Consider the following 23,127-nt stretch of genomic DNA (forward strand, 5'->3'; position numbering starts at 1 on the left):
GGCAGGGGCCGCACGCCGGCCGAAGCGTCCCGAGGGAAGCCGACGCCTGGCGCGTCGGCACCCGTGATGAGGTACCCGTGGGTCCGGGACCCGATGCCCACGCACCCCCGGCGGAAGGGAAGGTCGTCAGCCATGGGGACGAGTACAGCGGAGCGCCGTGACCGGGGAGGACGGCAGCTCGTGCGCCGGTGGCGGCAGACCGCGCAGACGCATCTGACCCCGGTGCAGAGGTCCCTGCTGATGACCTGGGTGTCGTTCGGGATCACGTTCGGCACCGTCAGGACCATCACCCATGGCATCCGCGGTGGATGGCTTCCGTGGGGCAACATGTCCGTCGGCGGGGAGCACCTGCACCACTACAACTTCGGGATCGCCGCACTGGCCGGCGTGGGGCTGATCGCCGTCCGCGGTGACGAGCGGGCCATCGGGCACCCCGTGGTCGCCACGGCGTACGGGTGCGGCACCGCACTCATCTGCGACGAGTTCGCCCTGCTGCTCGACTTGCGGGACGTCTACTGGGGGGACCGGGGACGCCTCAGCGTCGACGTCTCGCTGGGGGCGATGTCCGCGCTCGGTGCCTATCTGACGGCCAAGCCGTTCTGGCACGAGATCGTCAAGATCACCGGGGTCCACGTCGCGGCCGCGGCCAAACGCAACGTCCACGCAGTCGCCTGAGGCCCCCCATCCGCAGGCCGTAAGGAACCGCTTCGGGCCCCCGGGGCGAGCGACACGCAACGCGAAACGCTGCTGAGCCGGCACGTGCGCCTCATCGGTGGAGGCAGGACCCATGGATCACAGCCGGCGCGCGGGAGACGCGGTCTGGTCGCAGACGGCGTCGAGCAGACGGCTCGTGCTGCCGCTCGTCCTGATCGCGGTCGTGACCGTCGAGGACATCCTCGCGCCTCCGGACGTCCACCTCGGCCCCTTCCTCGTCGCGGCACCCGCGATCACGGCGTCCTTCGCCGGTCCCCGCACGACGGCGATGGTCGGTGCCATCGCCGTACTCGCCCAGATGACGGTCGCCATGGCGCGCACCAGCCTCACCGACCTCAACCACGCCCTCCAGGTGCTCGCCCTGGCCCTGATCTCGGTACTCGTGACCTTCCTCGCGCACCTGCGAGAACGTCACGAACGGCAGTTGATCCAGCTCCGGTCGGTGGCCCAGGCGGCTCAGGAGGTCGTACTGCGGCCGCTTCCGCACCGGATCGGCCCGCTGCGGCTGGCCTCCCTCTACCTGGCGGCCGAGGCCGAGGCGCAGATCGGCGGAGACCTGTACGCGACGGCCCGCACCACGCACGGCACCCGTGTCCTCATCGGCGACGTGCGCGGCAAGGGCCTGGAGGCGATCGGTGACGCCGCCCGCATCCTGGGCGCGTTCCGGGCCGCGGCCCACCGGCAGCCCGATCTGCCCGATCTCGTCGCCTTCCTCGAGGACGCCGTCTCCTCGGACCTGGACACGCCCGGCGACTGGACCGACGGCGCGCACGGCCTCGAAGCCTTCACCACCGCGGCCGTCCTCGACATCCCGGACGACACCACGACCGTATCGATGATCAATTGCGGTCACCCGCCGCCCCTGCTGCTGGCCGCCGGGGGAGAGGTCCGCGAACTCGAGGTGCTCCGGCCGTCACCACCTCTGGGGTTGACCGGATACATCAACGCCCCATTCTCCACCGAGGAGTTCACCGTGGGCGAGGGCGACATCATCCTCCTGTACACGGACGGGGTGATCGAAGCCCGCAACGGCGAAGGCGAGTTCTTCCCGCTGGCCGAACGGCTCGCCGCCTGGTCCGGTCACGGCCCGGAGGCTCTGCTGGACCAGCTGCGCCGCGACCTCCTCGCCCACGTGGGCAGCAACCTGGGCGACGACGCCGCGCTCATCGCGATCGAACGCGTCGGCCCCACGGGGGAGTGACCCCGACCGCTGCCGCCAGGGACCGGGCAGGGCTCGGGCGCCGCGGTGCGGGCCGCCCTGCGCGGGCAGCGATACTGCCTCGTATGCGTATCGACTATTCCCCCGAGTCCATGGACAAGGGAGCGTTCTACAAGCTGCTCACCGCGGTGATCGTGCCGCGGCCGATCGCGTGGGTGTCGACCCTCACGGGCGACGGCAGAACCGCCAACCTGGCGCCGCACTCGTTCTTCACCGTCGCCTGCACCGATCCGCCGATCGTGCAGTTCACCTCCGTCGGGCGCAAGGACTCGCTGCGCAACGTCGAGGAGACCGGCGAGTTCGTCGTGAACTTCGCCCCCGAGCCGCTCATGGAACTGGTCAACGCGACCGCAACCGACTTCCCCAGCGAGCAGGGGGAGTTCGACGCGGTGGGCATCGAGCGGGAGCCCTCGTTGCGGGTGAAGCCGCCGCGCGTGGCCGCTTCCCCGGTGGCGCTGGAGTGCCGGCTGCACTCGACCCTGTGCCTGGGGAACTCCACGGTGGTGTTCGGGCGCGTCGTCCACGCCGCCGTCCACGCGGACACCGTCGAGGACGGGCACCCGCGGATCGACCGGCTGCGGCCGCTGTCCCGGCTCGGCAAGAACGAGTGGGGCGCCCTGGGGGAGATCAAGGACCTGGCGCGGATCCGGTACAGCGACTGGCAGCAGGACTGACGCCGGCGCCCGGGCCGGTCCGAGCCCGGCCCGGGCGACCGCAGTCCGTGCGGGAGGCGGCGGGACCGCCATCCGAGGGACCGCAGTCCGGTGCTTGCAGGCAGGGCGCCCACCGGCCCGCGCAGATAACTTGCATGCCGGATTCGCATTATCTATGCTCCGCTCATGCGCCTGACGAAGTCCACCGATCTCGCCCTGCGCGCGGTCATGGCCCTGGCCGCGGCCGACGCCCCGTCGACGGCTCGTGATGTCGCCGCGGCGGTGCGCGTCCCCTACTCGCATCTCGCGAAGGTCGCGGCCCGGCTGCAGCACCTCGGGGTCGTGGAGTCGAGGCGCGGCCGTGGTGGGGGCCTTGAACTGACGCCCGCCGGAAGGGCGTTGTCCATCGGCCGGCTGGTCCGTGAGCTGGAGGGGGTCGGTGACGTGGTGGACTGCGAGGGCGAGGAGGCGTGTCCGCTCGTCGGTGCCTGCCGTCTGCGAGGTGCGCTGCGGCAGGCGCAGGAAGCGTTCTACGCCTCGCTCGACCCGCTCACCGTCGAAGACCTCACGGCGCCGCCGACCGGCCCGGTACTGATCGGCCTCATCGGCCGGGGTGGATCCCCGGTGCTGTCCTGAGAGCCCTGAGAGCCCTGAAGTTCCTGCGGGCCGGACGGGGTTTGGCGGTCAGGTCCGGTGGGCTTTTCGCACATGCCACTCCCTGCTCGCTTCTCCCGCCCATGAATATGCATTTAGCATTCAAATTTAGGAGTCTGTCGTGCTCTCTGACGCGTCCGCGGTGACCGTTCGCGCCACGCTGCCGGCGGTAGGCGCAGCGCTGCCGCGCATAACCGAGCGCTTCTACGAGCGGCTGTTCGGCGCGCACCCGGAGCTGCTGCGGGACCTGTTCAACCGGGGGAACCAGGCCGACGGAGCGCAACGTCAGGCGCTCGCCGGATCCATCGCCGCCTTCGCGACCGCACTCGTCGAGCATCCCCAGGTCCGCCCGGACGCGATGCTCGCCCGTATCGCCCACAAGCACGCCTCGCTCGGGGTCACCGCGGGTCAGTACCGGGTCGTGCACACGCACCTCTTCGCCGCGATCGCCGAGGTCCTCGGCAGCGCGGTCACCCCGGAGGTCGCCGCCGCCTGGGACGAGGTGTACTGGCTGATGGCGAACGCCTTGATCGCCGTCGAGACCCGGCTCTACGCCGAACGCGGTGTGCTGCTCGGCGACACATGGCGCCCGTGGGAGGTCCTCGAACGCATTGCGGAGACCGACGACGTCGTGTCCTTCCGGCTGCGCCCGGCCGACGGACGTGAGGCACCCGTCTGTGCGCCGGGTCAGTACGTGTCGGTACGCGTCGCACTCGCCGACGGGGCACGGCAGATACGTCAGTACAGCCTCTCCGGCGCCCCCGCGGACCCCACTCGCTTCATCACCGTGAAGCGGGTCAACGAGGTGTCGGGGCACCTGCACGACCACGTACGGGTGGGAGACCGCATCGAACTCTCCGCCCCCTACGGGGATCTCGTCCTCTCCGACACCGGTGCGCCCCTGCTGCTCGCCTCGGCGGGCATCGGGTGCACGCCGATGCTGTCGATGCTGCACCACCTCGCCGACAGCCGGTACGAGGCACCTGTCACCGTCGTGCACGGCGACCGCTTCCCGCAGGCGCACGCCCTGCGCGGTGATCACCGGGCGCTGGCCGGGAAGCTGCCGAACGGCACGGTCCACTTCTGGTACGAGCAGGATCCGGAGGAGGGTGACCGACTCGGGACGGTCGACCTGGCGCAGCTGCCGCCGTTGCCCGCCGGGGTCCAGGCCTATCTGTGCGGCCCGCTGCCGTTCATGCGGGCGGTGCGCACCCAGCTCCTGGAGCGGGGGGTGCCCGCTTCGGCGGTGCACTACGAGGTCTTCGGCCCGGATCTCTGGCTCGCCGAAAGCTGACCTGCCCGACCGGTGCCGTGGCGGCGTGCGCGGCCGGCCCGTTTGTTAGGTTGGCCGCGAACCGCGCACGCATCGGCGGCCGACCGCAGAAGGAGCCGACCCGCATGATGGCGCGCGCCAGACTGGTACAGGAGCTTCGCCGTGACGGCACCGCCCGTACGGGGAAGGACGCCGCGCTCCTCGTCGAGGACTACGCGCACCAGCTGGCCACCCAGCTGCGCGAGGCGGGCCACCGCGAGGCCGCCGACCTCATCGACCCCCACGCAGGCCGCTGCACCTGCGGTGCCCCCGAGGGCGCCGACGAGGACAGCCGGGAGACCCGCAGGTACTGGGACCACTCGCGCTCGTGCTCGCTGGGCACCTGACGCGGCGCCGCGGACCAGGTCACCGGCGTCAACGAGCAGAGACGGCCATGGATGTCGCCGCCGGCCGGGGGCCGGAACCGCAATTGCGCGCCCTCCCCTCAGGCCTCCGGGGCGCCCGCGGCGGCGCTCTCCTGTCTGATCAACTCGAACGAGCGCAGGCGGTCCGGCAGGGAGTGGACCGGGGTGACCAGCATCAGTTCGTCGGCTTCGGTCGCCGCTGCCAGTTCGGACAGGCGTCGTACGACCACCTCGGGCGTACCGTGGGCCTGATGGGCGCGGAACGCGGCCAGCGCACGGCGTTCCTCCGGCGTGAACGGGTGCGCGGACGCCTCCTCGGGTGAGGGGAAGGGGGCGTCGCTCCGTCCCTGGAGGAGACCCGACTTGACGACGTCCATCGGCCCGGCCAACCGCTCCGCCTCCTGCTGCGTCTCGGCGCAGACCGCCTCCACGCACAGCAGGACGCGGGGGCGCTCGCACCAGCGGGAGGGGGAGAAGCCCGCGCGGTAACAGCCCAGCGCCGCCTCGGTGTTGTCCGGTCTGATGTGGTGGGCGAAGGCGATCGGCAGACCGAGTTCCGCGGCGAGCGCGGCGCCGGCGGTGCTGGAGGACAGCAGCCACGGCTCGGGGAGCGGGCCGAGCGCGACCTCGTCCACCAGGAACCGCAGCGTGGACATGACGTCGTCCCGGTACTCGGCGTCCGTCGTCGGTCCCGCCCCTCGCCGCAGGGCCCGCGCGGTGGCCTCGTCGAAGGTGCCGGGGCCGCGGCCGATGCCCAGGTCGATCCGGTCCGGGTGCAGGGCCGCGAGCGTGCCGACCTGCTCCGCCAGCATGATCGGGGCGTGGTTGGGCGCGAGGACTCCTCCGGAGCCGAGCCGGATGGACGCCGTCGACGCGGCGGCGTGCGCGGTCAGGACCACCGGAGGGAAGGCGCCGATGGCCGGGGAGTGGTGGTGCTCGGCGTACCAGAGCCGCCGGTAGCCGAGGGCGTCGAGGCGCCGGGCGAACTCGGTGGTGTCCCGTAACGTGTCCACGGCCCGGCTGCCCGCCTGGACCATGGCGACCTCCAGTGCGGAGAGCGGCAGAGTGATCATGCGCCCCAGCATAGGCAGCCCGGGCAGCGGGATGCCGGCAACAGCCCCTCGATCGCGACATGTTGGCGGTCCGGGCACTGGTGGCCGCGGCCGCCGTCCTGAAGTCTGTCGGAACACATCCGACGGCCCTTCCTCCGGGAGGGCCCGACGGCGACGACGGAGGGCACCGGTCGATGAGCAGAGCCGACGAGGACGCACGGAAGATCGACAGGGGCGGTGCCCGGCAGGCCTGTCCTGTCGTTCGCGGCGACGACGGGACGTGGCAGGTGCGTGGCTACGCGGCCGCCCGCACCCTCCTGCGCAGCGCCGACACCGTCCAAGCGGGCCTGGGTATCGAGACCGTCGAGAAGCTGCCCGCCCGGATCCGCCGGCCCGTGCTGTACCGGGACGGGGCCGAGCACCGCGAGCACCGCCGTCAGACCGCCCGATACTTCACCCCCCGCCGCGTGGACGAGCACTACCGGGAGCTGACCGAACGTGTCACCGAGAGGCATCTGACGCCGCTGCGCACGGCGGGCGTTGCGCGGCTGGAGGAGCTGAGCTTCGGTGTGGCCATCGACGTGGCCTGCGGCGTCATCGGTCTGACCCGCAGCAGGCCCGGTGTCCAGGAGCGACTGGAGCGCTTCTTCCCCGAGAAGTTCGGCAGACCGGGGCTGACCAGTCCCCACGGGATCTACTGGATGTTCCGCCAGAACACGAACTGGCTGCGCATCTACTTCGCCGATGTGCGCCCGGCGATCCGCGCACACCGGAAGCGGCCCGAGGACGACCTGATCTCCCACTTGATCGCGGAGGGCTGCAAGGACGCCGAGATCCTGGGGGAGTGCCTCACGTACGCCGCCGCCGGGATGGTGACGACCCGCGAGTTCATCTGCGTCGCCGCCTGGCACCTGTTCACCGACGCCGCCCTGTGCGACCGGTTCCGCGCCGGGAACGAGGCGGAACGTCTCGCCGTACTCCACGAGATCCTGCGGCTGGAACCCGTGGTGGCCCGGCTGAGCCGTAGGACCACCGGGGACCTCGACGTGCCGGGAGCGGACGGCCCCGTCAGGGTGCCCGCCGGTGACCTCGTCGACATCCACGTGGACGAGGTCAACACCGACCCGCAAGCGGTGGGCGCCGATCCGACGCTGGTCCGCCCTGGCCGTCCCGTGGCGGCCGGGAAGGCGGTCGCGATGTCCTTCGGTGACGGTCCGCACCGCTGTCCCGGAGCCGACATCGCGATGATGGAGACCAACGTCTTCCTGAGCCGTCTCTTCGCACTGAAGGGCATCCGCATGGTCACGCCGCCCCGGGTCTCCTTCCAGGACGAGATAGGCGGCTATGTCATCCGCGGCCTGGAGGTGGCGGTCGACCGGGACTGACCGGGCAAGGCCGTCCGCCGCCGACCTGCTGCCCGCCACCGGGCCGGAATTGTGGCCTCCGTCACGGCGGTTGCGGTGCGGACCTGGTGAGGTGGGCCGATGCCCACGAGATCAGTCCCCGACGGCCACGTCACGGACGCCCCGCAGCTGCAAAACGGCTGGCACAAACCGCTGTTCGCGCTCTTCCTGCTGTCCCGCGCCACCCGCATCCCGGCCGCGCTCGGCGACCAGGGGCTGGGCGGCGGACCCTCGACGGGCTGGACCGTCCTGTGGGTGGTGCTGGCGCTGGCGCTGGCGGCCTACGCACTGAGCGAGTGGGAGATCCTGCGCGCCTCGTCCTGGCGCATGCGGACGCCGCAGTGGGTGTGCCTGGTCCTGTTCCACATCGGCTTCGCCGGCTACGTCGTCCAGATCGTGTTGCTCTGAGGAGACGGCGGAGCCCCGCACCCGGCACGTCCCCGAAGTCTCGGGACGGTTCTCGCCGGGTGCGGGGCTCCGTCGGTTCGATCAGGTGCGGTAGGCGTAGAACGCCGAGTTCGGGTACGACGCGATGATGCTCGCCACCGACCTGCGGTAGGTGTTGGTGGAGTGGTACGTCACGTACGGCACGCCCTGCGAGCTGCGGTACGAGACGATCATCGTGTGGTCCTTGGACCCGTCCTTGTCGAAGTCCACCTGAAGCACATCACCGATGTCCATCTGGTAGACGTTGGCGAGGCTGGTGGCCCGCTTCGAGTTCAGGGAGAACCAGGAGAACTCGTTGACACCGACGAAGGAGTCCGACTGGATGTCGGAGTTGCCGAACCACTTCGTGTAGTCGTACACGTAACCGGGGACGTGCTTCCAGCCGCCCGCCTTCAGCGACTGGCTCACGAAGTTCGTGCAGTCGCCGCCGGCGCCGGCCCCGTTGAAGTCGGGGTAGGCCGTGTTGTAGTTCTTCCAGTACTTCTCCGCGTACGCGGCCATCGCCTTGTAGTCGTAGCCGGTGGCGGAGAAGTTCTTGGCCTTGGCCGGGGCGGGCCAGGTGGTGGCCGAGCGGGTGGCGGCGGGCATGTTGTCGTCGGCGACCGTCGCCGTGAACGTCGTCTTCGCCGGCTGGTTCACCGCCAGATAGCCGTCGTCCGTGGTGCGGACGCCCGTGAGCTGCCAGTCACCCGACCGGTCGGCGGTGAACGTCAGCTTGTGGTGGGCCTGGAAGCCGGTGGTCTTCGGCTCGTCGCCCTGCACCTTCTCGTACGTCAGCGTCGTGGTCTCGGTGACCTGGACGGTGGCGTGCCGGTCCTGCACGCGCGTCTTGTCCAGGGTGACGCTGGTCTTGGCCGAGCTGTACCGCTCACCGAGGTCGGCGAGACGGGACTTGCGGCCGCGCAGGGAGGACCGTGCGGAGTCCTCCTTGTTCTCCAGCGAGGAGGACAGCTCCACGTCACCGGAGAAGCGGGACGTCAGCGGAGAGCGCCCCTTGTTCTGCTTGTGGTCCACCAGAGCGTCGGTGCGGTCGGTGAAGACCGCGTCGGCCAGCCGCTGGAAGGTGGCCTTGGTGGCCGCGTCCACGGCGGGCTCGCCGGCTCCGGCGCTGCTCGCGCCGGCACTCCAGTTGGGCAGCATGGCCGCGCCGGCGACGACCGAAGCGGCCGCCGCCGTCACTATGGTGGCGCGACGCCGCGTTCTGCTCAATTTCCTTGACTTCACTGAGTTTCCCCTCTACCCCGGACGCCTACCGGGGCAGGGCATCTTCGCACGTCCCGTGTTCCGCTTGGGAAGAGGGATGCACAAGTGATACACGGGCAATTCATGACGCCGGTCCGGCGGGCCGGCCGGCGCCCGTGGACCGCGGTCCGCCGGGCAACGTCGGGGCAAGACCCTCGCTCGGTACCAACGACCGTGCCATGATGAGGAGTTATGACTGACGGGGAGGGTGTGGCGACCCGTGCCATCCGGGTCCGCCTGGACGGGACCGCGAGCCAGGGGGACATCGGCGCTCTGAAGAAGTGGCTGGAGCGGGAGAAGCCACTGGAGGAGCTGGCCAGAAACGGCGATCTCAGAATTCAGGAACGAGCCGGGACGGACGACCAGGAAACGGACGAACACGGCAGGCCGATGGGCGCCGGGATCGAGATCCTGCTGCTGCTCGGGGGCGCCGCCGCCCAGTCCACGTTCGACATCGTGTTCAAGCAGGTGAGGAGAGGCGTCAAGGCCTGGTACGAGAACCGCCGTTCCGTGGAGAGCGGCGATCCGCCCGACTACGACGTCGACCCGGTGGACCTCGACGAGAGGTAGGCCGGTGCACCGCTTCGACCCGCGCGGAGAGGTGAACCGGGCCCTGCTCGTCGGGGTGTCCGCCTACGACTCCACGCGGCCGAAGGACCCGCACGGCGTTCCGGGCGACCTCGCCGCCGTGGAGCACAATCTCGCGCTGCTGGAAGGAGCGCTGCTGCGGGGCGAGGTGTTCCGCAAGGGTGAGATCACGGTCGCCGGGTCCCCGTACCTGGACGCCTTCAGCGAGTCGCTGCGTACCGCCGCCGACGAGGCCGAGGGGCTGCTCCTCTTCTACTTCGCCGGCCACGGGGCGGTGCCCAGCGCGGGCGACGAACTCTGGCTGCAGATGCGCAACGCGCGCGTCGTACCCGGAAGTCGGGCCGTTTTCCCGGGCGCCGATCCCTTCTCCAGCGTGCTCACGGTGCTCGCCACCAGCCGGGCCCGGCACGTGGTCGTCGTCCTGGACTGCTGCAACGCGGGCAACGCCGCCCAGGTCTGCGAGGCACTCGCGGACCGGCGGCGCTTCTCGGTGCTGATGAGCACGCAGGCCAACAACAGGATCGACGCGGGCGACGACGGGAGCCCCACGCCGTTCACGGCTCAGCTGGTACGGCTGCTGGAGGACGGTGTCGGAGCCCGCGGCGGCGACGTCACCTTCCAGGACCTGGCGGAGGCGCTCACCGCGCACATGTCCGCTCACCACAGGACCCTGCGCAACGAGCCGTGGGAGCCGCAGCGGTGGGGTGACACGGACATCGTCCTCGCGACCGCGCCCCGGGCGTCCGAGCCGCCTCCGCCGGTCCACGTCCCCTCGCAGCTGCCTGCGAAGCCGTCGCCCGAGCGGGCGGGGGCTCCCGGACGCCGGGAGCCCCCGCCGGATCAGTCGCGGCACGCCCGGGAGCGGCCGCCGGCGGGCGTGCTGCTGTGGCTGAGCTTGCTCCCCCGCCTGCTCCACCGGGCCCGTGTCGTGCTGTCCGCGGTCGGGGCCGGCCGGCTGCTGCTCTGGCTGCGCGGCAGGCCCCGCCGGACGGCGGCGGCGGCCACGGCGGCGCTCACGGCGGCCGGCATCGGGGGATACGCCTTCCTCTGGGGCCCCGGCCCCGGGCCGTCGTCCTGCGGCCCGTCCCCGGAACTGCGGCTCCTCACCGATCCGGACATCGAGTCCACCGTGCGCAAGGCCACCGACGTGTTTCTGACCTCGCCCGCGAACACGACGTCCGGCGGCTGCCGGCGCAGCGGGATCACCGTCTACAGCGCGGGCGCGGCCGACGCCGTGACGGGCTTCCACGAGCAGTCCGACCCCTGGCAGCGCCCCGTCAGCGACGAGCTCAACCCCCAGCGCGACATCGGCCCCCAGCCGGACATCTGGATTCCGGCCACGTCCGCGAGCGCGGCACGGGCACGGCCCACCGAGCCGCCCCGTACGTACGTGACCCTGGAGCCCGACAGCGGTCCGTTCGCGTACTCGCCGATGGTGTTGTCCGTGCCGCAGAACATCGCCGAGGAATCGACGCGGGACAGGACCGGCAGCACCCTCGGCACGCTCAGGAGGATGCTCCTCGCGCGGCAGAGCGACGCCGGTGTACGCCGCACCGACCCCGAATACACGGACTCCGCGCTGCTGGCGAGCGTCGGCCTCTACGGCTCGGGTACGAGCGTGAGCCGGGCGGAGAGCGCCGTGGCCGAGCCGGGACCGCCCGCGCTCACCGGTGCGGACCTGCTGTGCACGCTGCCCGACCACCGGGACGTCGACGAGCGCACCGCCGCGCTCGTCCCGGAGTTCCTGATGGTGAGCGGGCTCGGCTGTGACGGGCCGACGCGCACCCCGCGCCTCGCCGAGTACCCCACGGACGTACCGCCCCTGACTCCCACGTTCGTCCGGGTGCGCTGGGAGAACGCCGAACGTGACAGGGCCGCACGGGACGAAGCCGTCCGGCGCTTCCACGACTGGCTGATCCGCAAGGGAGGTGAGGACGGGTCCGGCGGACAGGGCCGCGGCGGGCTCGACGTCTTCGGCGAGGACGGTTTCCGTGCCGTCTCCGGCCACCGCGACTTCCTCGCACCCCGCGGCGCCGACACCGGAACACTCGCCCGGCCCAGCCGGCTTCCCGCCCCCGCCGCCGGCGACACGATGACGACCGCCCTGAAGCGGTACCGCAACGCCAACGGTCCCGGCAGAGTCCTCTTCCTCCTCGACAGCTCCGGGTCGATGGGAGACCTGTGGGAGGGGCCCGGGGGCGCCCCCGGCATCCTCAAGCAGTCGCTCGGCGGTCTCGGCGACCGGGACGAGTACGGGATCTGGGCCGTGGCCTCCCGGCGCGGCAGCCCGTACGAGGTCCTCCTGCCCTTCGACCGCCACCGGCGGACGGACGCGGAGGCGACCGTCGACCGGGAGGCCGCGGTCCGCGACGCCGAGGCGAACCCGCACCAGGCCCTGACGGCGGCCCTCGACTACATGGCCGGCCGGGGCAGGGACGACGAACGGCCCCAGCTGGTCGTCTACATCACCGACGACGAGGACAACAACCGCCTCACCGCGGGCGGCGACCTGGACAGGATCCTGGCCTCGGCGGAGGACCGGGGAGTTCCGGTGGTGATGGCAGCTCTCGACAGCGGGGGCTGCGACCGTGACAAGCCCGACGCGCGCATCTCCGAGGCGAGCGGCGGCCGCTGCCTCGACACCAGGGCCGACGTCGTCGCCGGGCTGCGCGACGAGGTGGCCCGGACCGGGACGGGGGACGAATGAGGCACCTGCGGACCCACGCCGCTCGGTTGGCGCTAGCCGTCCTCCTCACGGCGAGCGCGGCCTGTACCGGCGGCGGCACCACCGGGCAGTCCGGCGCGACCGTGACCCCGGGGGCCACGGGGGACATCGTCGTGGCCAGCGGGCGGGACGTCACGGGCAAGGGCGGCATCCGGCAGCAGCTCATCGACGCATGGAACGCGGAACAGGACCGGCGGCACACCGGCCGCCGCGCCCGCCTGGTGGAACTCCCGGGCTCCGCCGACGAGCAGCGCAGCCAGCTCCTCGGCGCGCTCCAGTCCGACAGCGCGCAGTACGACGTGGTCAACCTCGACGTGACGTGGGTACCGGAGTTCGCCGAGGCAGGGCTCATCCGCACGCTCCCCGGGTCGCTGGTCGACGACCACGACGTCATCAAGTCGGTCGCCCGGACGGCACGTTGGGGCGGCAAGGTGTACGCGGTGCCGTTCAACAGCGATGTCGGGCTGCTCTACTACCGCCGCGACTACCTCGACAAGGCCGGCGTCCGGGACACCGACCTGGAGCAGGGACTCGACCGAGTGAAGATGCAGGAGCTGATCGAGACCGTAGGCGAGCAGACCGGGAAGAACCGTCCCGGCGGCTACGAAAAGGGCTGGACCGCGCAGTTCGGCGCGTACGAGGGCCGCACGGTCAACGGCATCGAGGCGTTCGCGTCCGCCCCGGAGGCCGTCACCCTCACCGACACCCACGGCCGCTACACCGCCACGGTGCCGGACCTGGAGAACGGCCTCGCGGAACTGCGCAACCGTACCCAGGCCTCGTACCTCCTCAAGGACGCCCTCCGCTCCGACGAGGCCGAGTCGCTCACCGACTTCGCGAACGGGCGGACGGCCTTCCTGCGCCACTGGCCCTACGCGTACCAGAGCCTCCACCAGTCCCTGGGCCGGACGCAGCTCGGCGTGACCGAACTTCCCGGCAGGGCGGTGCTCGGCGGCCAGAACCTCGCCCTCACCCGGTCCTCCGCACAGCAGGAAGCGGCGACCGACCTGATCGGGTTCCTGACGGGCGAGGAGAGCGAACGCTGCCTGCTCGACGCGGGGTTCGCCGCCACCCGGGTGTCCGCGTACAAGGACGACGCCCTGACCTGCCGCTCGGCGAAACCGTCCGGCGCCTCCGCTCCCGGTGCAACGCCCTCGCCGTCCGGCGAGAGCGCCGACCGGATGCCGCGCGACGGCCACGGACGTCCCGCGTACGCCCGCGGCACCCTGCTGCCTGCGCTCACCCGGGCCGTGCAGCGCCCGCGCACCCCGCTGTACGGCGCCTTCACCCAGACCTTCACCACCGTGCTCGGCAGGCTCTTCACCGCCGACCCGCCGAGCGACGGTGAGCTGGCCGAGGACCTGGACGAGGCTCTCCGGGACGTCCTCCCGCACAGCTGACCGGTCCTGTGCGCCGCTCCCGGCTGCCGCGCTTCGGCCGACAGGAATACACGGGACGGTATGACCGTTTTCGCGTCAATGAGCAATTCTCCCGAGAGACTCGATCCGCCCGCCGCCGACCCCGCGTCGGTGCGTGAGCGGCTGGTCGCCGAGCGCGCGGGCACATTCGCGCAGATAGCTGCCCTGGAGCGGGAGTTCGAGGGGATCGTCGAGGCCAACGCTCTGGTGGCGGTGGACGACGAGCACGACCCGGAGGGATCGAGCACGGCCTTCGAGCGGGCGCACGTGGTCGCCCTGCTGTCCCGCGCCCGTACCCACGTCGACGATCTGGACGAAGCCCTGCGGCGCCTGGAGCAGGGCACCTACGGCCGGTGCGAGACGTGCGGCGAGACGATCCCGGCCGAGCGGCTGGAGGTGCGTCCGGCCGCTCGCACCTGCGTGCGCTGCGCCGCCGCCCCACGCCGCTGATCGCCGCCGGCCCGGCGGTCCGCCGGGCCCCGAGGGCCGGTCAGCGCGGCAGCGGTGCCCCGGCGGACGGCAGGTGCTCGGGCAGCTGAAGGAGCGGTGGAGCGCCCGGGTCGAGGCCCAGGCGGTGCCACAGACCTCCGTCGGCGAACCAGTGGTGGCCGGCGAGCATGGTCAGGTGGTGCCGGGCCTGCGGGTCCGCCTCGACCCGGGCGTGGGCCTCCTCCGGGGAGAGGGCCGGGCGGGGCGGCAGGCCGAGCCGGCCGAGGACGAGAGCCATCAGATCGGCGGCGGCCAGCGGAACCGGATGGCCGACGTGGTGCGCGCCGGCCATGTCGCGTTCGGTGAGGGCCGAGGCGAGGACGGCACGGGCGAGGTCGGCGGCGTTGACGGCGGAATGCAGGGCGGGGGTGGCCACACCGGTCCCGAGGTGTCGCAGCAGGCGGGTCAGTCCGGGGAGCACCCATCGGTCGCCTGTGCCGTAGACGAGATGGGGGCGCAGGACGGTGCCGCAGGCGTCCAGGACGTGCCGTTCGGCGGCGGCGCGGGTGTGGCTGGTGGGGGACTGCGGGGCCGGTGCCAGGTCCTCGACGGCGGCGCGGTGGAAGGGGCCGCGGCCGTACACGGCTGCGGTGCTGACGTACACGAAGCGGCGCACGCCGTGGCGTTGTGCGTCCTCGACCAGCGCCCGGGTGCCGAGGTCGTTGACGGCGCGCAGCGTGGCCGCGTCCGTGCCGATGGCGGAGGCGCAGTGGATCACCGTGTCGACGCCCGCGCACAGCCCCCGCAGGGAGGACGGCTCGGCCAGGTCCGCGGTCACGGAGTCCGTCCGACCGCCGCTGCCGGGCAGGTCGGCGGTGCGGGTGAGGAGTCGAAGCCGGACGTCCGGTTTTTTGAGAGCGGTCCTGGAGAGGTGGTGCCCGATGAAGCCGCGGGGGCCGGTGATGAGGAGGGTGGACGGCATCGGGGCTCCCTGAAGGTGGGTGAACGGGTTGCTTACCGTGCTGACAAGGGTGCGGAGGGTGGCGAGAAGGGGGCCGGAGGCGATGATGCCGTTGCTGTCCATCCGGTGCCGAGTGGGGTGGTGGCTTGTGAAAATACGGACTACCTGGTTTTGTTTCTAGAGGGGGATGGCAAAGGAACACCCATGTGTTCGAGCAGGGAGGTCTGCGCGAGCGCGATGAGTGGTCGGGTGCGGGTGAACTTCGGGAGGCATGGTGGCGCGTCAGGAGCGTGCGGTCCGTACGAAGCTGGCGATTCTGAACGCCGCGGCGGCGGTGTTCGACGAGCGCGGTTACGAGGCCGCCACGATCGGCGAGGTACTGACGCGGGCGGGCGTGACCAAGGGCGCCCTGTACTTCCACTTCCCCTCCAAGCAGGCTCTCGCGGAAGGCGTGTTGGGGCAGCAGTTCGCCGCGGTGACCGTGGGACCGCAGGCCTCTCGGCTGCAGGAGTTCGTGGACACCGGACTGCTGGTCGCCTATCAGATGCGCCGCGACCCGATGGTCAGCGCGGTGGCCCGGCTGTCGCTGGAGCAGGACATGCGCGCACAGTTCGGCACGGCGGCACTGACGCAGTGGATCGACGCGTCGCGCTACCTCCTCCAGGAGGCCAAGGACCAGGGCGAGTTGCTCCCGCACGTGGACCCCTCCGAGAGCGCCTGGCTGTTCTCGGCGGCGTGGACGGGAGTCCAGGTGTACTCGCAGATCCTCGCTGCACGCGAGGATCTGGAGACCCGCGTGGTGACACTGTTCGAGCACCTGCTGCCGGCGATCGCCGTCCCCGCCGTCCTGGGCCGACTGGTCATCACGGCCGAGCGCGCCGCCGAACTGGGCGCGGCGAGCACCCGCGCCGCCGAGGAGTCGGCGGCGCAGCAGGAGGAGGACGCGGGACACGTGGAAGCCGCGGTCTGATCCGCCGAGCCGCCCCCGATGTCCTGCCGGACCCGCACCGTCCGGTGGCGGAAAACGTACCGGGCGTGCGGATAATCCCACTCCTCCGGGCGGTCCGTCCGCCCCTGCACCGGCGTGCCACCGCCGCCCGGCACCGTGCCGCCGCTCGCGCGGTTTCCGGTCCGATCGGGTAGGCAGGAGTGGTGAAGAACGAAACCGGTGACCACTTCGTGCGTGTGCGGGGCGCCTGCGAGCACAACCTGAGGAACGTGGACGTCGACGTTCCCCGGGACGCGATGGTCGCCTTCACCGGTGTCTCCGGCTCGGGCAAATCGTCACTCGCCTTCGGCACGCTCTACGCCGAAGCCCAGCGCCGCTACTTCGAGTCCGTGGCACCCTACGCCCGCCGGCTGCTGCAGCAGGTGGGCGCGCCGCATGTCCAGGAGATCACCGGTCTGCCGCCGGCCGTGGCGCTCCAGCAGCGCCGCGGGTCCCCCGGCTCCCGGTCGACGGTCGGCACCCTCACCACCCTGTCGAACCTGCTGCGGATGCTCTACTCGCGCGCCGGCACCTACCCGGCGGGGGCCCCGCGACTGGACGCCGAGTCGTTCTCACCGAACACCGCGGCCGGTGCCTGTCCGCAGTGCCACGGACTGGGCGTCGTGCACGACGTCACCGAAGACCTGCTCGTACCGGATCCCTCGCTGAGCATCCGCGAGGGGGCGATCGCGGCCTGGCCGGGCGCCTGGCAGGGCGCCAACCTGCGCAGTGTCGTCAGCGGCCTGGGGATCGACATCGACCGGCCGTGGCGCAGGCTCAGGAAGAAGGACCGGGACTGGCTGCTGTACACCGACGAGCAGCCCTCCGTGTACATCGAGCCGGAGGAGGACCGCGTCGACTACGGCTACCAGGGCAAGTTCTGGAGCGCCCGCAAGCACGTCATGCACGTCCTCGCCGACTCCAAGAGCGAGAAGATGCGCGAACGGGCCCTCCGGTTCGTCAGGAGTGTGCCCTGCCCCGAGTGCCACGGAAGCGGACTGCGGCCCGAGGCGCTCGCCGTGACCTTCGCCGGACGTTCCATCGCCGAGATCAACGCGATGCCGCTCACCGAGGTCGTGGCGGTGCTGCGGCCCGTCGCGGGGCGGTCCGAGGCCGCCGCCACCACGTCGACCGCGAGATCCGGGGAGACGACCGAGGTCGCGGTCCGGATCTGCGGCGATCTGGTCGCGCGGGTCGACGTACTGCTCGACCTCGGCCTGGGCTACCTCAGCCTCGGGCGCCGCTCGACGACGCTCTCGCCCGGCGAGGCCCAGCGCCTGCGCATCGCCACCCAGCTGCGGTCGGGGCTCTTCGGCGTCGTGTACGTGCTCGACGAGCCGTCCGCGGGACTGCACCCGGCGGACGCCGAGCCCCTGCTGGACGTGTTGGACCGCCTCAAGGCGGCCGGCAACTCGCTGTTCGTCGTGGAGCACGACATGGACGTCGTACGGCGTGCGGACTGGGTCGTCGACATCGGGCCCGGAGCCGGCGAGGGCGGCGGCCGGGTGCTGTACAGCGGCCCGGTGCCCGGCCTGGAGCGGGTGGACGAGTCCGCCACGAGCCGCCACCTGTTCGGCCGTGCCGAGCCGTTCGGCCGTCACCGCCCCCGGAAACCGCAGGGCTGGCTGCGGCTCGGCGGGATCTCCCGCCACAATCTGCGCGACGTCTCCGTCGAGGTGCCCCTGTGCGTACTGACGGCGGTGACCGGGGTGTCGGGGTCCGGGAAGTCGACGCTGGTCACTCAGGTGCTCGCCGACGTCGTACGCCGCCACCTCGGACTATCGACCGAGGACCCCGACGAGCGGGAACTCGACGTCGAGGTGCGGGACGCCTCCGGCCTGGAGACGTTCGACCGGCTGGTGCGAGTCGACCAGCGGCCCATCGGGCGTACTCCCCGGTCCAATCTGGCGACGTACACGGGCATGTTCGACGCGGTGCGCAGGCTGTACGCCGCCACGGAGGAGGCGACGGCACGCGGTTACTCGGCCGGGCGCTTCTCCTTCAACGTCCCCGAGGGGCGGTGCGAGACCTGCCAGGGCGAGGGCTTCGTCGCGGTCGAACTGCTCTTCCTGCCCGGGACGTACGCGCCGTGCCCGGCCTGCGAGGGGGCGCGGTACAACGCCGAGACACTCGAAGTGACCCACCGCGGCAGGAACATCGCCGACGTTCTGGCCATGTCTGTCGACGACGCCGCCACGTTCCTCGCCGACCTGCCCGCCGCCGTCCGCAGTCTTGCGACACTGCGCGAGGTCGGGCTGGGGTATCTGCGCCTCGGCCAGCCGGCGACGGAGCTCAGCGGCGGTGAGGCGCAACGCATCAAACTGGCCACGGAGTTGCAGCGGGCCCGGCGCGGTCACGCGCTCTATCTGCTCGACGAACCGACGGCGGGGCTGCACCCCGAGGACATCTCGCTGCTGCTGCGGCAGCTCCACCGGCTCGTCGACGCGGGGAACACGGTCGTCCTCGTCGAGCACGACCTGGACACGATCGCCACCGCCGACTGGGTCATCGACCTCGGGCCGGGCGGCGGGGACGCGGGCGGCCGGGTGGTGGCCGCGGGCACTCCGGCCAAGGTTGCCAGGGCCGGGCGCAGCGCCACAGCGCCGTATCTGGCGCCGAGGCTGTCGCGCCGCTGAGCTGCCGGCGGCGCCCGTGCCGCTGCGGAGCGGTCGGGCGCCCGCACCGACGGGTTCTTGCCCGGGTGCCGGCGAAGGCACCCGGTCGGCGGAGGTCAGTGGCGTCCGCGCAGCTTGCCCAGAAGCCGCTGCGCCTGAGCCCGCCGCCGGGGGTCGGCGGAGGTGCGGCGTACCTGTTCGATCGTGCGCCGGCCCTGCGGGCTCCTTGCGAACTGCTTGATCTTCTCCATCATGCCTGGCACGACGTTCCTCCTGTGGCAGGGGCGTTGCAGCGGATGCGTGCACAGCCCGTATACCCCGCGGACGCGGAGTAAGCGCCCGAGGGGGTGCGGGCCGCGAGCGGATCGGCGCGGCTCCTCGGCCGGTGGCAGCCTGCGATCGCCACCGGCACACGCAAGGCCAACGAGATTGTTGACGATTCGGTTGGAGGTGCGCTGGTGTGGTGGTCGTCCCGCCGCGGCGGGGGAGCGGAGTACCGGCGAGGGGTACCGGACTCGTGGCTGAGCCCGCCCGCCATGTTCCTCCATGCTTCTTTCACAAGGAGCAGCCGCGAGTGCCGGTATGGAATCGCTCGTCCCCTTGGAAGGGGCGCGGGGTGAGGAATCGTCGACCTTCAGGTCTGACGCATCTCTTTTCGGCCAGGCGGTTTTCTCCGCGTAGGGAATGCAGGCCGCGAGCCGATAGGAAAGTGGCCGAAAAATGTCGTCGCGCCGTAAGGACCTGGTGGTCGCCGTGGCGCGCCACCGGCTCCGATGATCGCGGACGGAGCCCGTATGGGTCGTTGGTGCAGGCCTGGGGGACTCTCCTTCGTTGTTCACGGTATGTCCGTTGCGAAATTTTCCGGCGTGCCCGCTTTCTCTGCCGGAATGCGGGACTCGATGTGTGCATCGCGTGAATGTCCGGTAAGTGGTCGCGGAGCGCATCCCGACGGACGCCGTTGTGGAAATCCCCCGCCCGTGACGGATGGTTGCGGAATTGTTTCGCGTCGAGTAACTAGATGAACTATGAATTTGTTCACCCGTGGCGCTTCAGCGCGTCGCACGACCTCATCCGCCGTGCCCGAACCCGGGATCGGGCCGGCGTCCCTCGACTCCGCCGTCCGGCCGGATCCCCGCCTGGCGGCGCTGACGGGGGAGTGGGTCATCGACCCCGCGCACAGCAGGATCGGCTTCTCGGTCCGGCATGCCATGGTGACCACGGTGCGCGGGTCCTTCGCCGACTACCAGAGCCGTCTGTACTTCGACGGCCGCAACCCGGAGCGTTCGCGGGCCGAGGTGGTGATGTCCACCGGCAGCGTGGACACCGGTGTGGAGCAGCGCGACGCGCATCTGATGGGCCGCGATTTCCTGGACGCCAAGACGTATCCGCGTATGGCCTTCACCAGTACGTCCGTCGAACTGGGCGGTGCCGACGTCTATCGCATGACAGGCAACCTCACGATCAAGAACGCCACGCGGCCCGTCGTACTCGAACTGACCTACATAGGGCACGTCGTCGACCCGTTCGGCTATGAGCGCGTCGGCTTCGACGGCACCACCACCATCGACCGCTCCGACTGGGGCCTGACGTACAACTCGAGGCTGGCGGAGGGCGGTGCGATGGTGAGCGAGAAGGTGCGCCTGCAGTTCGACATCGCCGCCATCCGCACTCCCGTCGGCTGACGGCGTCCCCCTCTCGACGGCGCCTTCCGTGGACTCCGCCGCCCGACCGGCCGGCGGAGTCCACGGCCGTCCGCCGTCCGTCAGGCCTCCACGGCCGCCTGGTCCGGTGCGGTCGTGCTGCCGGCCTTGTCGCGCGCCGCCCCGGCGGCGCGCGCGGCCGGGATGGGAGCGGCGATCACGGCGGCGACCAGGGCGACGCCGCCGCCGATCAGCAGGCCGGTACGGAAGCCGTCCTCCGACGTGAAGCTGAAGCCGCCCATGGTGGTGGTGAGCTGGGAGAGGACGACGCCGATCACCGCGGCGCCTACCGAGGTGCCGAGCGAGCGCATGAGGGTGTTGAAGCCGTTCGCGGCGGCGGTCTCGGACAGCGGTACCGAGCTCATGATCAGCGCGGGCATCGAGCCGTAGGCGAGGCCGACACCGCTGTTGATCACCATGCACACCAGCATCAGACCCCACGCGGAACCCATCAGCGCCAGTGAGAGACCGTAGCCCGCGGCGATGACCAGGACGCCGCAGATCAGGGTGAACTTCGGTCCCCGGGCGTCGGTGAGCTTTCCGCCGAGCGGCGACACGAACATCATCATCACGCCGCCGGGAGCCATCCACAGGCCGGCCGCGAGCATGGACTGGCCCAGGCCGTAGCCGGTGGCCTCGGGGAACTGCAGCAGCTGCGGGATGACCAGCATGCTGGCGTACATCCCGAAGCCGACGAAGACCGAGGCGATGTTGGTCAGCAGCACCCGGGGGCGGGCGGTGGTGCGCAGGTCGACCAGCGGGTCCCGGGTGCGCAGTTCCCACAGGCCCCAGGCTCCGAGGACCACGACGGCCGTGATGAACAGACTCAGCGTGGTTGCCGAACTCCAGCCCCAGTCGGCCCCTTGGAGACCGCGAGCAGCAGGCAGACCAGGCCGACGGCCAGCCCCAGTGCGCCGGGTACGTCGAAGCGCTGGCCCTTCGCGCCGGCCGGCACGTCGGGGATCAGGAACCAGATCAGCACGGCGATCGCCGACGCCAGGACGGCGCAGGCCCAGAAGAGCACCCGCCAGCTCGCGTACTGTGCGACGGCCGCGGCGATCGGCAGGCCGAGGCCGCCGCCGATGCCCATCGACGCGCTGACCAGGGCGATGGAGGAACTCAGCTTCTCGGCCGGTACGACGTCACGCAGCAGGGCGATCCCGAGGGGGACCATGCCCATCCCCATGCCCTGGAGGCCGCGTCCGACGATCATCGGGACGACGGAGGTGGCGAGCGCGCACACCACGGAACCCGCCACCAGCGGTATGGAGCACGCCAGCAGCATCCGGCGCTTTCCGAGGAGGTCCCCCAGTCGGCCGGAGACCGGCACGCACACGGCGGCCACGAGCAGGGTGACGGTGATCACCCAGGCCGCATTGGAAGGGGACGTGTGCAGGATCTTCGGCAGTTCCGCGATGAGCGGGGTGACCAAGGTCTGCGTGATCGCGGCCACGATTCCGGCGAAGGCAAGCGTGGCGACCACGCCTCCGGCGCGGGCTGACGGCTGGGGGGCGCCCATGGCGGGACTCCTGAGGTGCTCTGTGGACAAGGACGTGCATCGTACATGTCGTGTGTATTGAGCACGTCACATGTACGGCGCACATGACCGTGAGAGGATGGAGTCCGGACCGCGCACGACGAGACGTGGGCGAGCACCGGACCGGTGGACGCAGGAGGCAACAGGCACGTGGTCAAGCCCACGCACGAAGTCGAGTACGAACAGATGCTGCTGAGCCGCCACGGGCTCATGCATCACAGAAGCGGGCGCCGCAAGGGCGGCCTGCTGGAGCGCAGCGCCTACATCCTGCTCAGCCGCATCCGGGTCCAGGGGCCGATGTCGATCGGTGAACTCAGCGACGCGTTTGGTCTCGACGCCTCCACCCTCAACCGGCAGACCGCCGCGGCGATGCGCGCGGGCCTGGTGGAACGCATCGCCGACCCCGAGGGGGGCATGGCGCGCAAGTTCCGCCTCACGGACGAGGGGGCACGCCTGCTCGACGAGGAACGCGAGGGCATCATCCACTCGCTGGACCAGGTGATGGCCGACTGGCCCGACGAGGACATCGCCGCCTTCGCGGCCTACCTGCGGCGCTTCAACACGGACATCGAGCGTCTGGGCGGACGCCCTTGGCCACGCCCCTGACGGAAAAGGTCCCTCTCCGGCGAACCGGCTCTACGATGCGGGGCCATGACGAACCCCGAGTGCTACGCATGCGGTGAGGAAGCACGGTTCGACGAACTGCCCCCGAGAGAGCGCGTCGCCGCCGACGCGCACTGGCGGGTGGCCCATGCCCTCGGCACCGCGGTGCCGGGCTGGCTGGTCCTGCTGCCGCGGCGCCACGTGACGGCCGTCCACGAGCTCACCGACGCCGAGGCCGCCGGCCTCGGCACCTGGCAGGTCCGGCTGTCCCGTGCCCTCCGGGACACCACCGGCTGCCCGAAGACGTACGTCGTCCAGTTCGCGGAGGCGGAGGGCTTCGCCCACGTGCACTTCCATATTGTCCCGCGCGCCGCGGACCTGCCCGCGGAGCAGCGGGGGCGGGGGGGGGGGGGGGGGGGGTCTTTCCCCCCCCCCAAGACGGGGGGGGGGGGGGGGGGGGGGGGGAGAGAGGAGCGAACTCCCACTCCATACTGCCCTCGTG

At 71.3% G+C, this 23,127-nt stretch carries 21 protein-coding genes and 1 pseudogene; 17 read left to right on the top strand and 5 right to left on the bottom strand.

Features of this window, described 5'->3' with window-relative positions; genetic code table 11:
• Window positions 1–132 precede the first annotated feature (132 nt).
• The 6 genes from ACZ4NT_RS06720 (at window position 133) to ACZ4NT_RS06745 (ending at window position 4,899) form a co-directional block, all read left to right on the top strand.
• On the top strand, window positions 133–675 hold the full coding sequence (locus tag ACZ4NT_RS06720) for a hypothetical protein (protein WP_121407988.1): 543 nt from the start codon (window positions 133–135) through the stop codon (window positions 673–675).
• Window positions 676–787: 112 nt separating this feature from the next.
• Window positions 788–1,915 carry a PP2C family protein-serine/threonine phosphatase gene (locus tag ACZ4NT_RS06725; protein ID WP_121407987.1) on the top strand — a complete coding sequence of 376 codons (1,128 nt, stop codon included), beginning with the start codon at window positions 788–790 and terminating at the stop codon, window positions 1,913–1,915.
• Between the two features lie 83 nt (window positions 1,916–1,998).
• On the top strand, window positions 1,999–2,607 hold the full coding sequence (locus ACZ4NT_RS06730) for a flavin reductase family protein (protein WP_121407986.1): 609 nt from the start codon (window positions 1,999–2,001) through the stop codon (window positions 2,605–2,607).
• 165 nt (window positions 2,608–2,772) lie between these two features.
• The gene (locus ACZ4NT_RS06735; RefSeq protein ID WP_121407985.1) at window positions 2,773–3,222 is read left to right on the top strand and encodes an Rrf2 family transcriptional regulator; all 450 of its coding nucleotides are present in this window, start codon (window positions 2,773–2,775) and stop codon (window positions 3,220–3,222) included.
• Window positions 3,223–3,361: 139 nt separating this feature from the next.
• Window positions 3,362–4,534, top strand: a complete 1,173-nt coding sequence (locus tag ACZ4NT_RS06740) for a globin domain-containing protein (RefSeq protein ID WP_467723934.1) — start codon at window positions 3,362–3,364, stop codon at window positions 4,532–4,534.
• 104 nt (window positions 4,535–4,638) lie between these two features.
• Window positions 4,639–4,899 carry a hypothetical protein gene (locus ACZ4NT_RS06745; protein ID WP_121407983.1) on the top strand — a complete coding sequence of 87 codons (261 nt, stop codon included), beginning with the start codon at window positions 4,639–4,641 and terminating at the stop codon, window positions 4,897–4,899.
• Between the two features lie 98 nt (window positions 4,900–4,997).
• Here the strand turns inward: ACZ4NT_RS06745 and ACZ4NT_RS06750 are convergent, their stop codons facing one another.
• The gene (locus ACZ4NT_RS06750) at window positions 4,998–5,990 is read right to left on the bottom strand and encodes an MsnO8 family LLM class oxidoreductase (RefSeq protein WP_467723936.1); all 993 of its coding nucleotides are present in this window, start codon (window positions 5,988–5,990) and stop codon (window positions 4,998–5,000) included.
• Between the two features lie 173 nt (window positions 5,991–6,163).
• On the opposite strand from ACZ4NT_RS06750, the gene ACZ4NT_RS06755 reads away from it, so the two are divergent.
• Window positions 6,164–7,354, top strand: coding sequence for a cytochrome P450 (locus ACZ4NT_RS06755; RefSeq protein WP_467723938.1), 1,191 nt, complete (start codon window positions 6,164–6,166; stop codon window positions 7,352–7,354).
• 99 nt (window positions 7,355–7,453) lie between these two features.
• Window positions 7,454–7,780 (top strand): hypothetical protein, encoded by a 327-nt coding sequence (locus ACZ4NT_RS06760; RefSeq protein WP_121407981.1) that lies wholly within the window; start codon window positions 7,454–7,456, stop codon window positions 7,778–7,780.
• Window positions 7,781–7,861: 81 nt separating this feature from the next.
• Here the strand turns inward: ACZ4NT_RS06760 and ACZ4NT_RS06765 are convergent, their stop codons facing one another.
• Window positions 7,862–9,043: an amidase domain-containing protein gene (locus ACZ4NT_RS06765; protein ID WP_467723940.1), complete on the bottom strand. Its 1,182-nt coding sequence runs from the start codon at window positions 9,041–9,043 to the stop codon at window positions 7,862–7,864.
• Window positions 9,044–9,253: 210 nt separating this feature from the next.
• On the opposite strand from ACZ4NT_RS06765, the gene ACZ4NT_RS06770 reads away from it, so the two are divergent.
• The 4 genes from ACZ4NT_RS06770 (at window position 9,254) to ACZ4NT_RS06785 (ending at window position 14,242) form a co-directional block, all read left to right on the top strand.
• Window positions 9,254–9,631, top strand: a complete 378-nt coding sequence (locus ACZ4NT_RS06770; RefSeq protein WP_467723942.1) for a hypothetical protein — start codon at window positions 9,254–9,256, stop codon at window positions 9,629–9,631.
• 4 nt (window positions 9,632–9,635) lie between these two features.
• Window positions 9,636–12,356 (top strand): VWA domain-containing protein, encoded by a 2,721-nt coding sequence (locus ACZ4NT_RS06775; protein ID WP_467723944.1) that lies wholly within the window; start codon window positions 9,636–9,638, stop codon window positions 12,354–12,356.
• Entirely contained in the window at window positions 12,353–13,774 is a 1,422-nt protein-coding gene (locus ACZ4NT_RS06780) for an extracellular solute-binding protein (protein ID WP_467723946.1), read from the top strand. Before ACZ4NT_RS06775 ends, ACZ4NT_RS06780 begins: the two co-directional genes overlap by 4 nt.
• Before the next feature lie 78 nt (window positions 13,775–13,852).
• Window positions 13,853–14,242, top strand: a complete 390-nt coding sequence (locus ACZ4NT_RS06785; RefSeq protein WP_467723948.1) for a TraR/DksA family transcriptional regulator — start codon at window positions 13,853–13,855, stop codon at window positions 14,240–14,242.
• Window positions 14,243–14,282: 40 nt separating this feature from the next.
• Here the strand turns inward: ACZ4NT_RS06785 and ACZ4NT_RS06790 are convergent, their stop codons facing one another.
• On the bottom strand, window positions 14,283–15,203 hold the full coding sequence (locus ACZ4NT_RS06790; protein ID WP_467723950.1) for an NAD-dependent epimerase/dehydratase family protein: 921 nt from the start codon (window positions 15,201–15,203) through the stop codon (window positions 14,283–14,285).
• Between the two features lie 250 nt (window positions 15,204–15,453).
• Between ACZ4NT_RS06790 and ACZ4NT_RS06795 the strand changes: the two genes are divergently transcribed.
• Both ACZ4NT_RS06795 and uvrA read left to right on the top strand, forming a co-directional pair.
• Window positions 15,454–16,152 (top strand): ScbR family autoregulator-binding transcription factor, encoded by a 699-nt coding sequence (locus ACZ4NT_RS06795; RefSeq protein WP_467723952.1) that lies wholly within the window; start codon window positions 15,454–15,456, stop codon window positions 16,150–16,152.
• A gap of 182 nt (window positions 16,153–16,334) precedes the next feature.
• Entirely contained in the window at window positions 16,335–18,806 is a 2,472-nt protein-coding gene (gene uvrA, locus ACZ4NT_RS06800) for an excinuclease ABC subunit UvrA (RefSeq protein WP_121407975.1), read from the top strand.
• A 95-nt stretch (window positions 18,807–18,901) separates the two neighbouring features.
• Here the strand turns inward: uvrA and ACZ4NT_RS06805 are convergent, their stop codons facing one another.
• Window positions 18,902–19,048, bottom strand: coding sequence for a hypothetical protein (locus tag ACZ4NT_RS06805; protein ID WP_183117156.1), 147 nt, complete (start codon window positions 19,046–19,048; stop codon window positions 18,902–18,904).
• A 762-nt stretch (window positions 19,049–19,810) separates the two neighbouring features.
• On the opposite strand from ACZ4NT_RS06805, the gene ACZ4NT_RS06810 reads away from it, so the two are divergent.
• Window positions 19,811–20,467, top strand: coding sequence for a YceI family protein (locus ACZ4NT_RS06810; protein ID WP_121407974.1), 657 nt, complete (start codon window positions 19,811–19,813; stop codon window positions 20,465–20,467).
• An 80-nt stretch (window positions 20,468–20,547) separates the two neighbouring features.
• Here the strand turns inward: ACZ4NT_RS06810 and ACZ4NT_RS06815 are convergent.
• Window positions 20,548–22,004: pseudogene (locus ACZ4NT_RS06815) on the bottom strand (MFS transporter).
• A gap of 204 nt (window positions 22,005–22,208) precedes the next feature.
• On the opposite strand from ACZ4NT_RS06815, the gene ACZ4NT_RS06820 reads away from it, so the two are divergent.
• Together ACZ4NT_RS06820 and ACZ4NT_RS06825 are read left to right on the top strand one after the other, a co-directional pair.
• Window positions 22,209–22,628 carry a MarR family transcriptional regulator gene (locus ACZ4NT_RS06820; protein ID WP_183117189.1) on the top strand — a complete coding sequence of 140 codons (420 nt, stop codon included), beginning with the start codon at window positions 22,209–22,211 and terminating at the stop codon, window positions 22,626–22,628.
• A gap of 45 nt (window positions 22,629–22,673) precedes the next feature.
• Window positions 22,674–23,127: HIT family protein (locus ACZ4NT_RS06825; protein ID WP_467724169.1), on the top strand; the 454-nt coding region annotated here is incomplete at its 3' end.

Source organism: Streptomyces sp. NPDC026417, assembly GCF_055567695.1.

Bases quoted from the DNA above. Each gene is read 5' to 3' on its own strand.
- ACZ4NT_RS06770 (WP_467723942.1), top strand. From the start codon at position 9,254: ATGACTGACGGGGAGGGTGTGGCGACCCGTGCCATCCGGGTCCGCCTG.
- ACZ4NT_RS06730 (WP_121407986.1), top strand. From the start codon at position 1,999: ATGCGTATCGACTATTCCCCCGAGTCCATGGACAAGGGAGCGTTCTAC.
- ACZ4NT_RS06785 (WP_467723948.1), top strand. From the start codon at position 13,853: ATGAGCAATTCTCCCGAGAGACTCGATCCGCCCGCCGCCGACCCCGCG.
- ACZ4NT_RS06760 (WP_121407981.1), top strand. From the start codon at position 7,454: ATGCCCACGAGATCAGTCCCCGACGGCCACGTCACGGACGCCCCGCAG.
- ACZ4NT_RS06720 (WP_121407988.1), top strand. From the start codon at position 133: ATGGGGACGAGTACAGCGGAGCGCCGTGACCGGGGAGGACGGCAGCTC.
- ACZ4NT_RS06795 (WP_467723952.1), top strand. From the start codon at position 15,454: ATGGTGGCGCGTCAGGAGCGTGCGGTCCGTACGAAGCTGGCGATTCTG.
- ACZ4NT_RS06810 (WP_121407974.1), top strand. From the start codon at position 19,811: ATGAATTTGTTCACCCGTGGCGCTTCAGCGCGTCGCACGACCTCATCC.
- ACZ4NT_RS06755 (WP_467723938.1), top strand. From the start codon at position 6,164: ATGAGCAGAGCCGACGAGGACGCACGGAAGATCGACAGGGGCGGTGCC.
- ACZ4NT_RS06780 (WP_467723946.1), top strand. From the start codon at position 12,353: ATGAGGCACCTGCGGACCCACGCCGCTCGGTTGGCGCTAGCCGTCCTC.
- ACZ4NT_RS06790 (WP_467723950.1), bottom strand. From the start codon at position 15,203: ATGCCGTCCACCCTCCTCATCACCGGCCCCCGCGGCTTCATCGGGCAC.
- ACZ4NT_RS06820 (WP_183117189.1), top strand. From the start codon at position 22,209: ATGCTGCTGAGCCGCCACGGGCTCATGCATCACAGAAGCGGGCGCCGC.
- ACZ4NT_RS06745 (WP_121407983.1), top strand. From the start codon at position 4,639: ATGATGGCGCGCGCCAGACTGGTACAGGAGCTTCGCCGTGACGGCACC.
- ACZ4NT_RS06750 (WP_467723936.1), bottom strand. From the start codon at position 5,990: ATGATCACTCTGCCGCTCTCCGCACTGGAGGTCGCCATGGTCCAGGCG.
- ACZ4NT_RS06735 (WP_121407985.1), top strand. From the start codon at position 2,773: ATGCGCCTGACGAAGTCCACCGATCTCGCCCTGCGCGCGGTCATGGCC.
- ACZ4NT_RS06725 (WP_121407987.1), top strand. From the start codon at position 788: ATGGATCACAGCCGGCGCGCGGGAGACGCGGTCTGGTCGCAGACGGCG.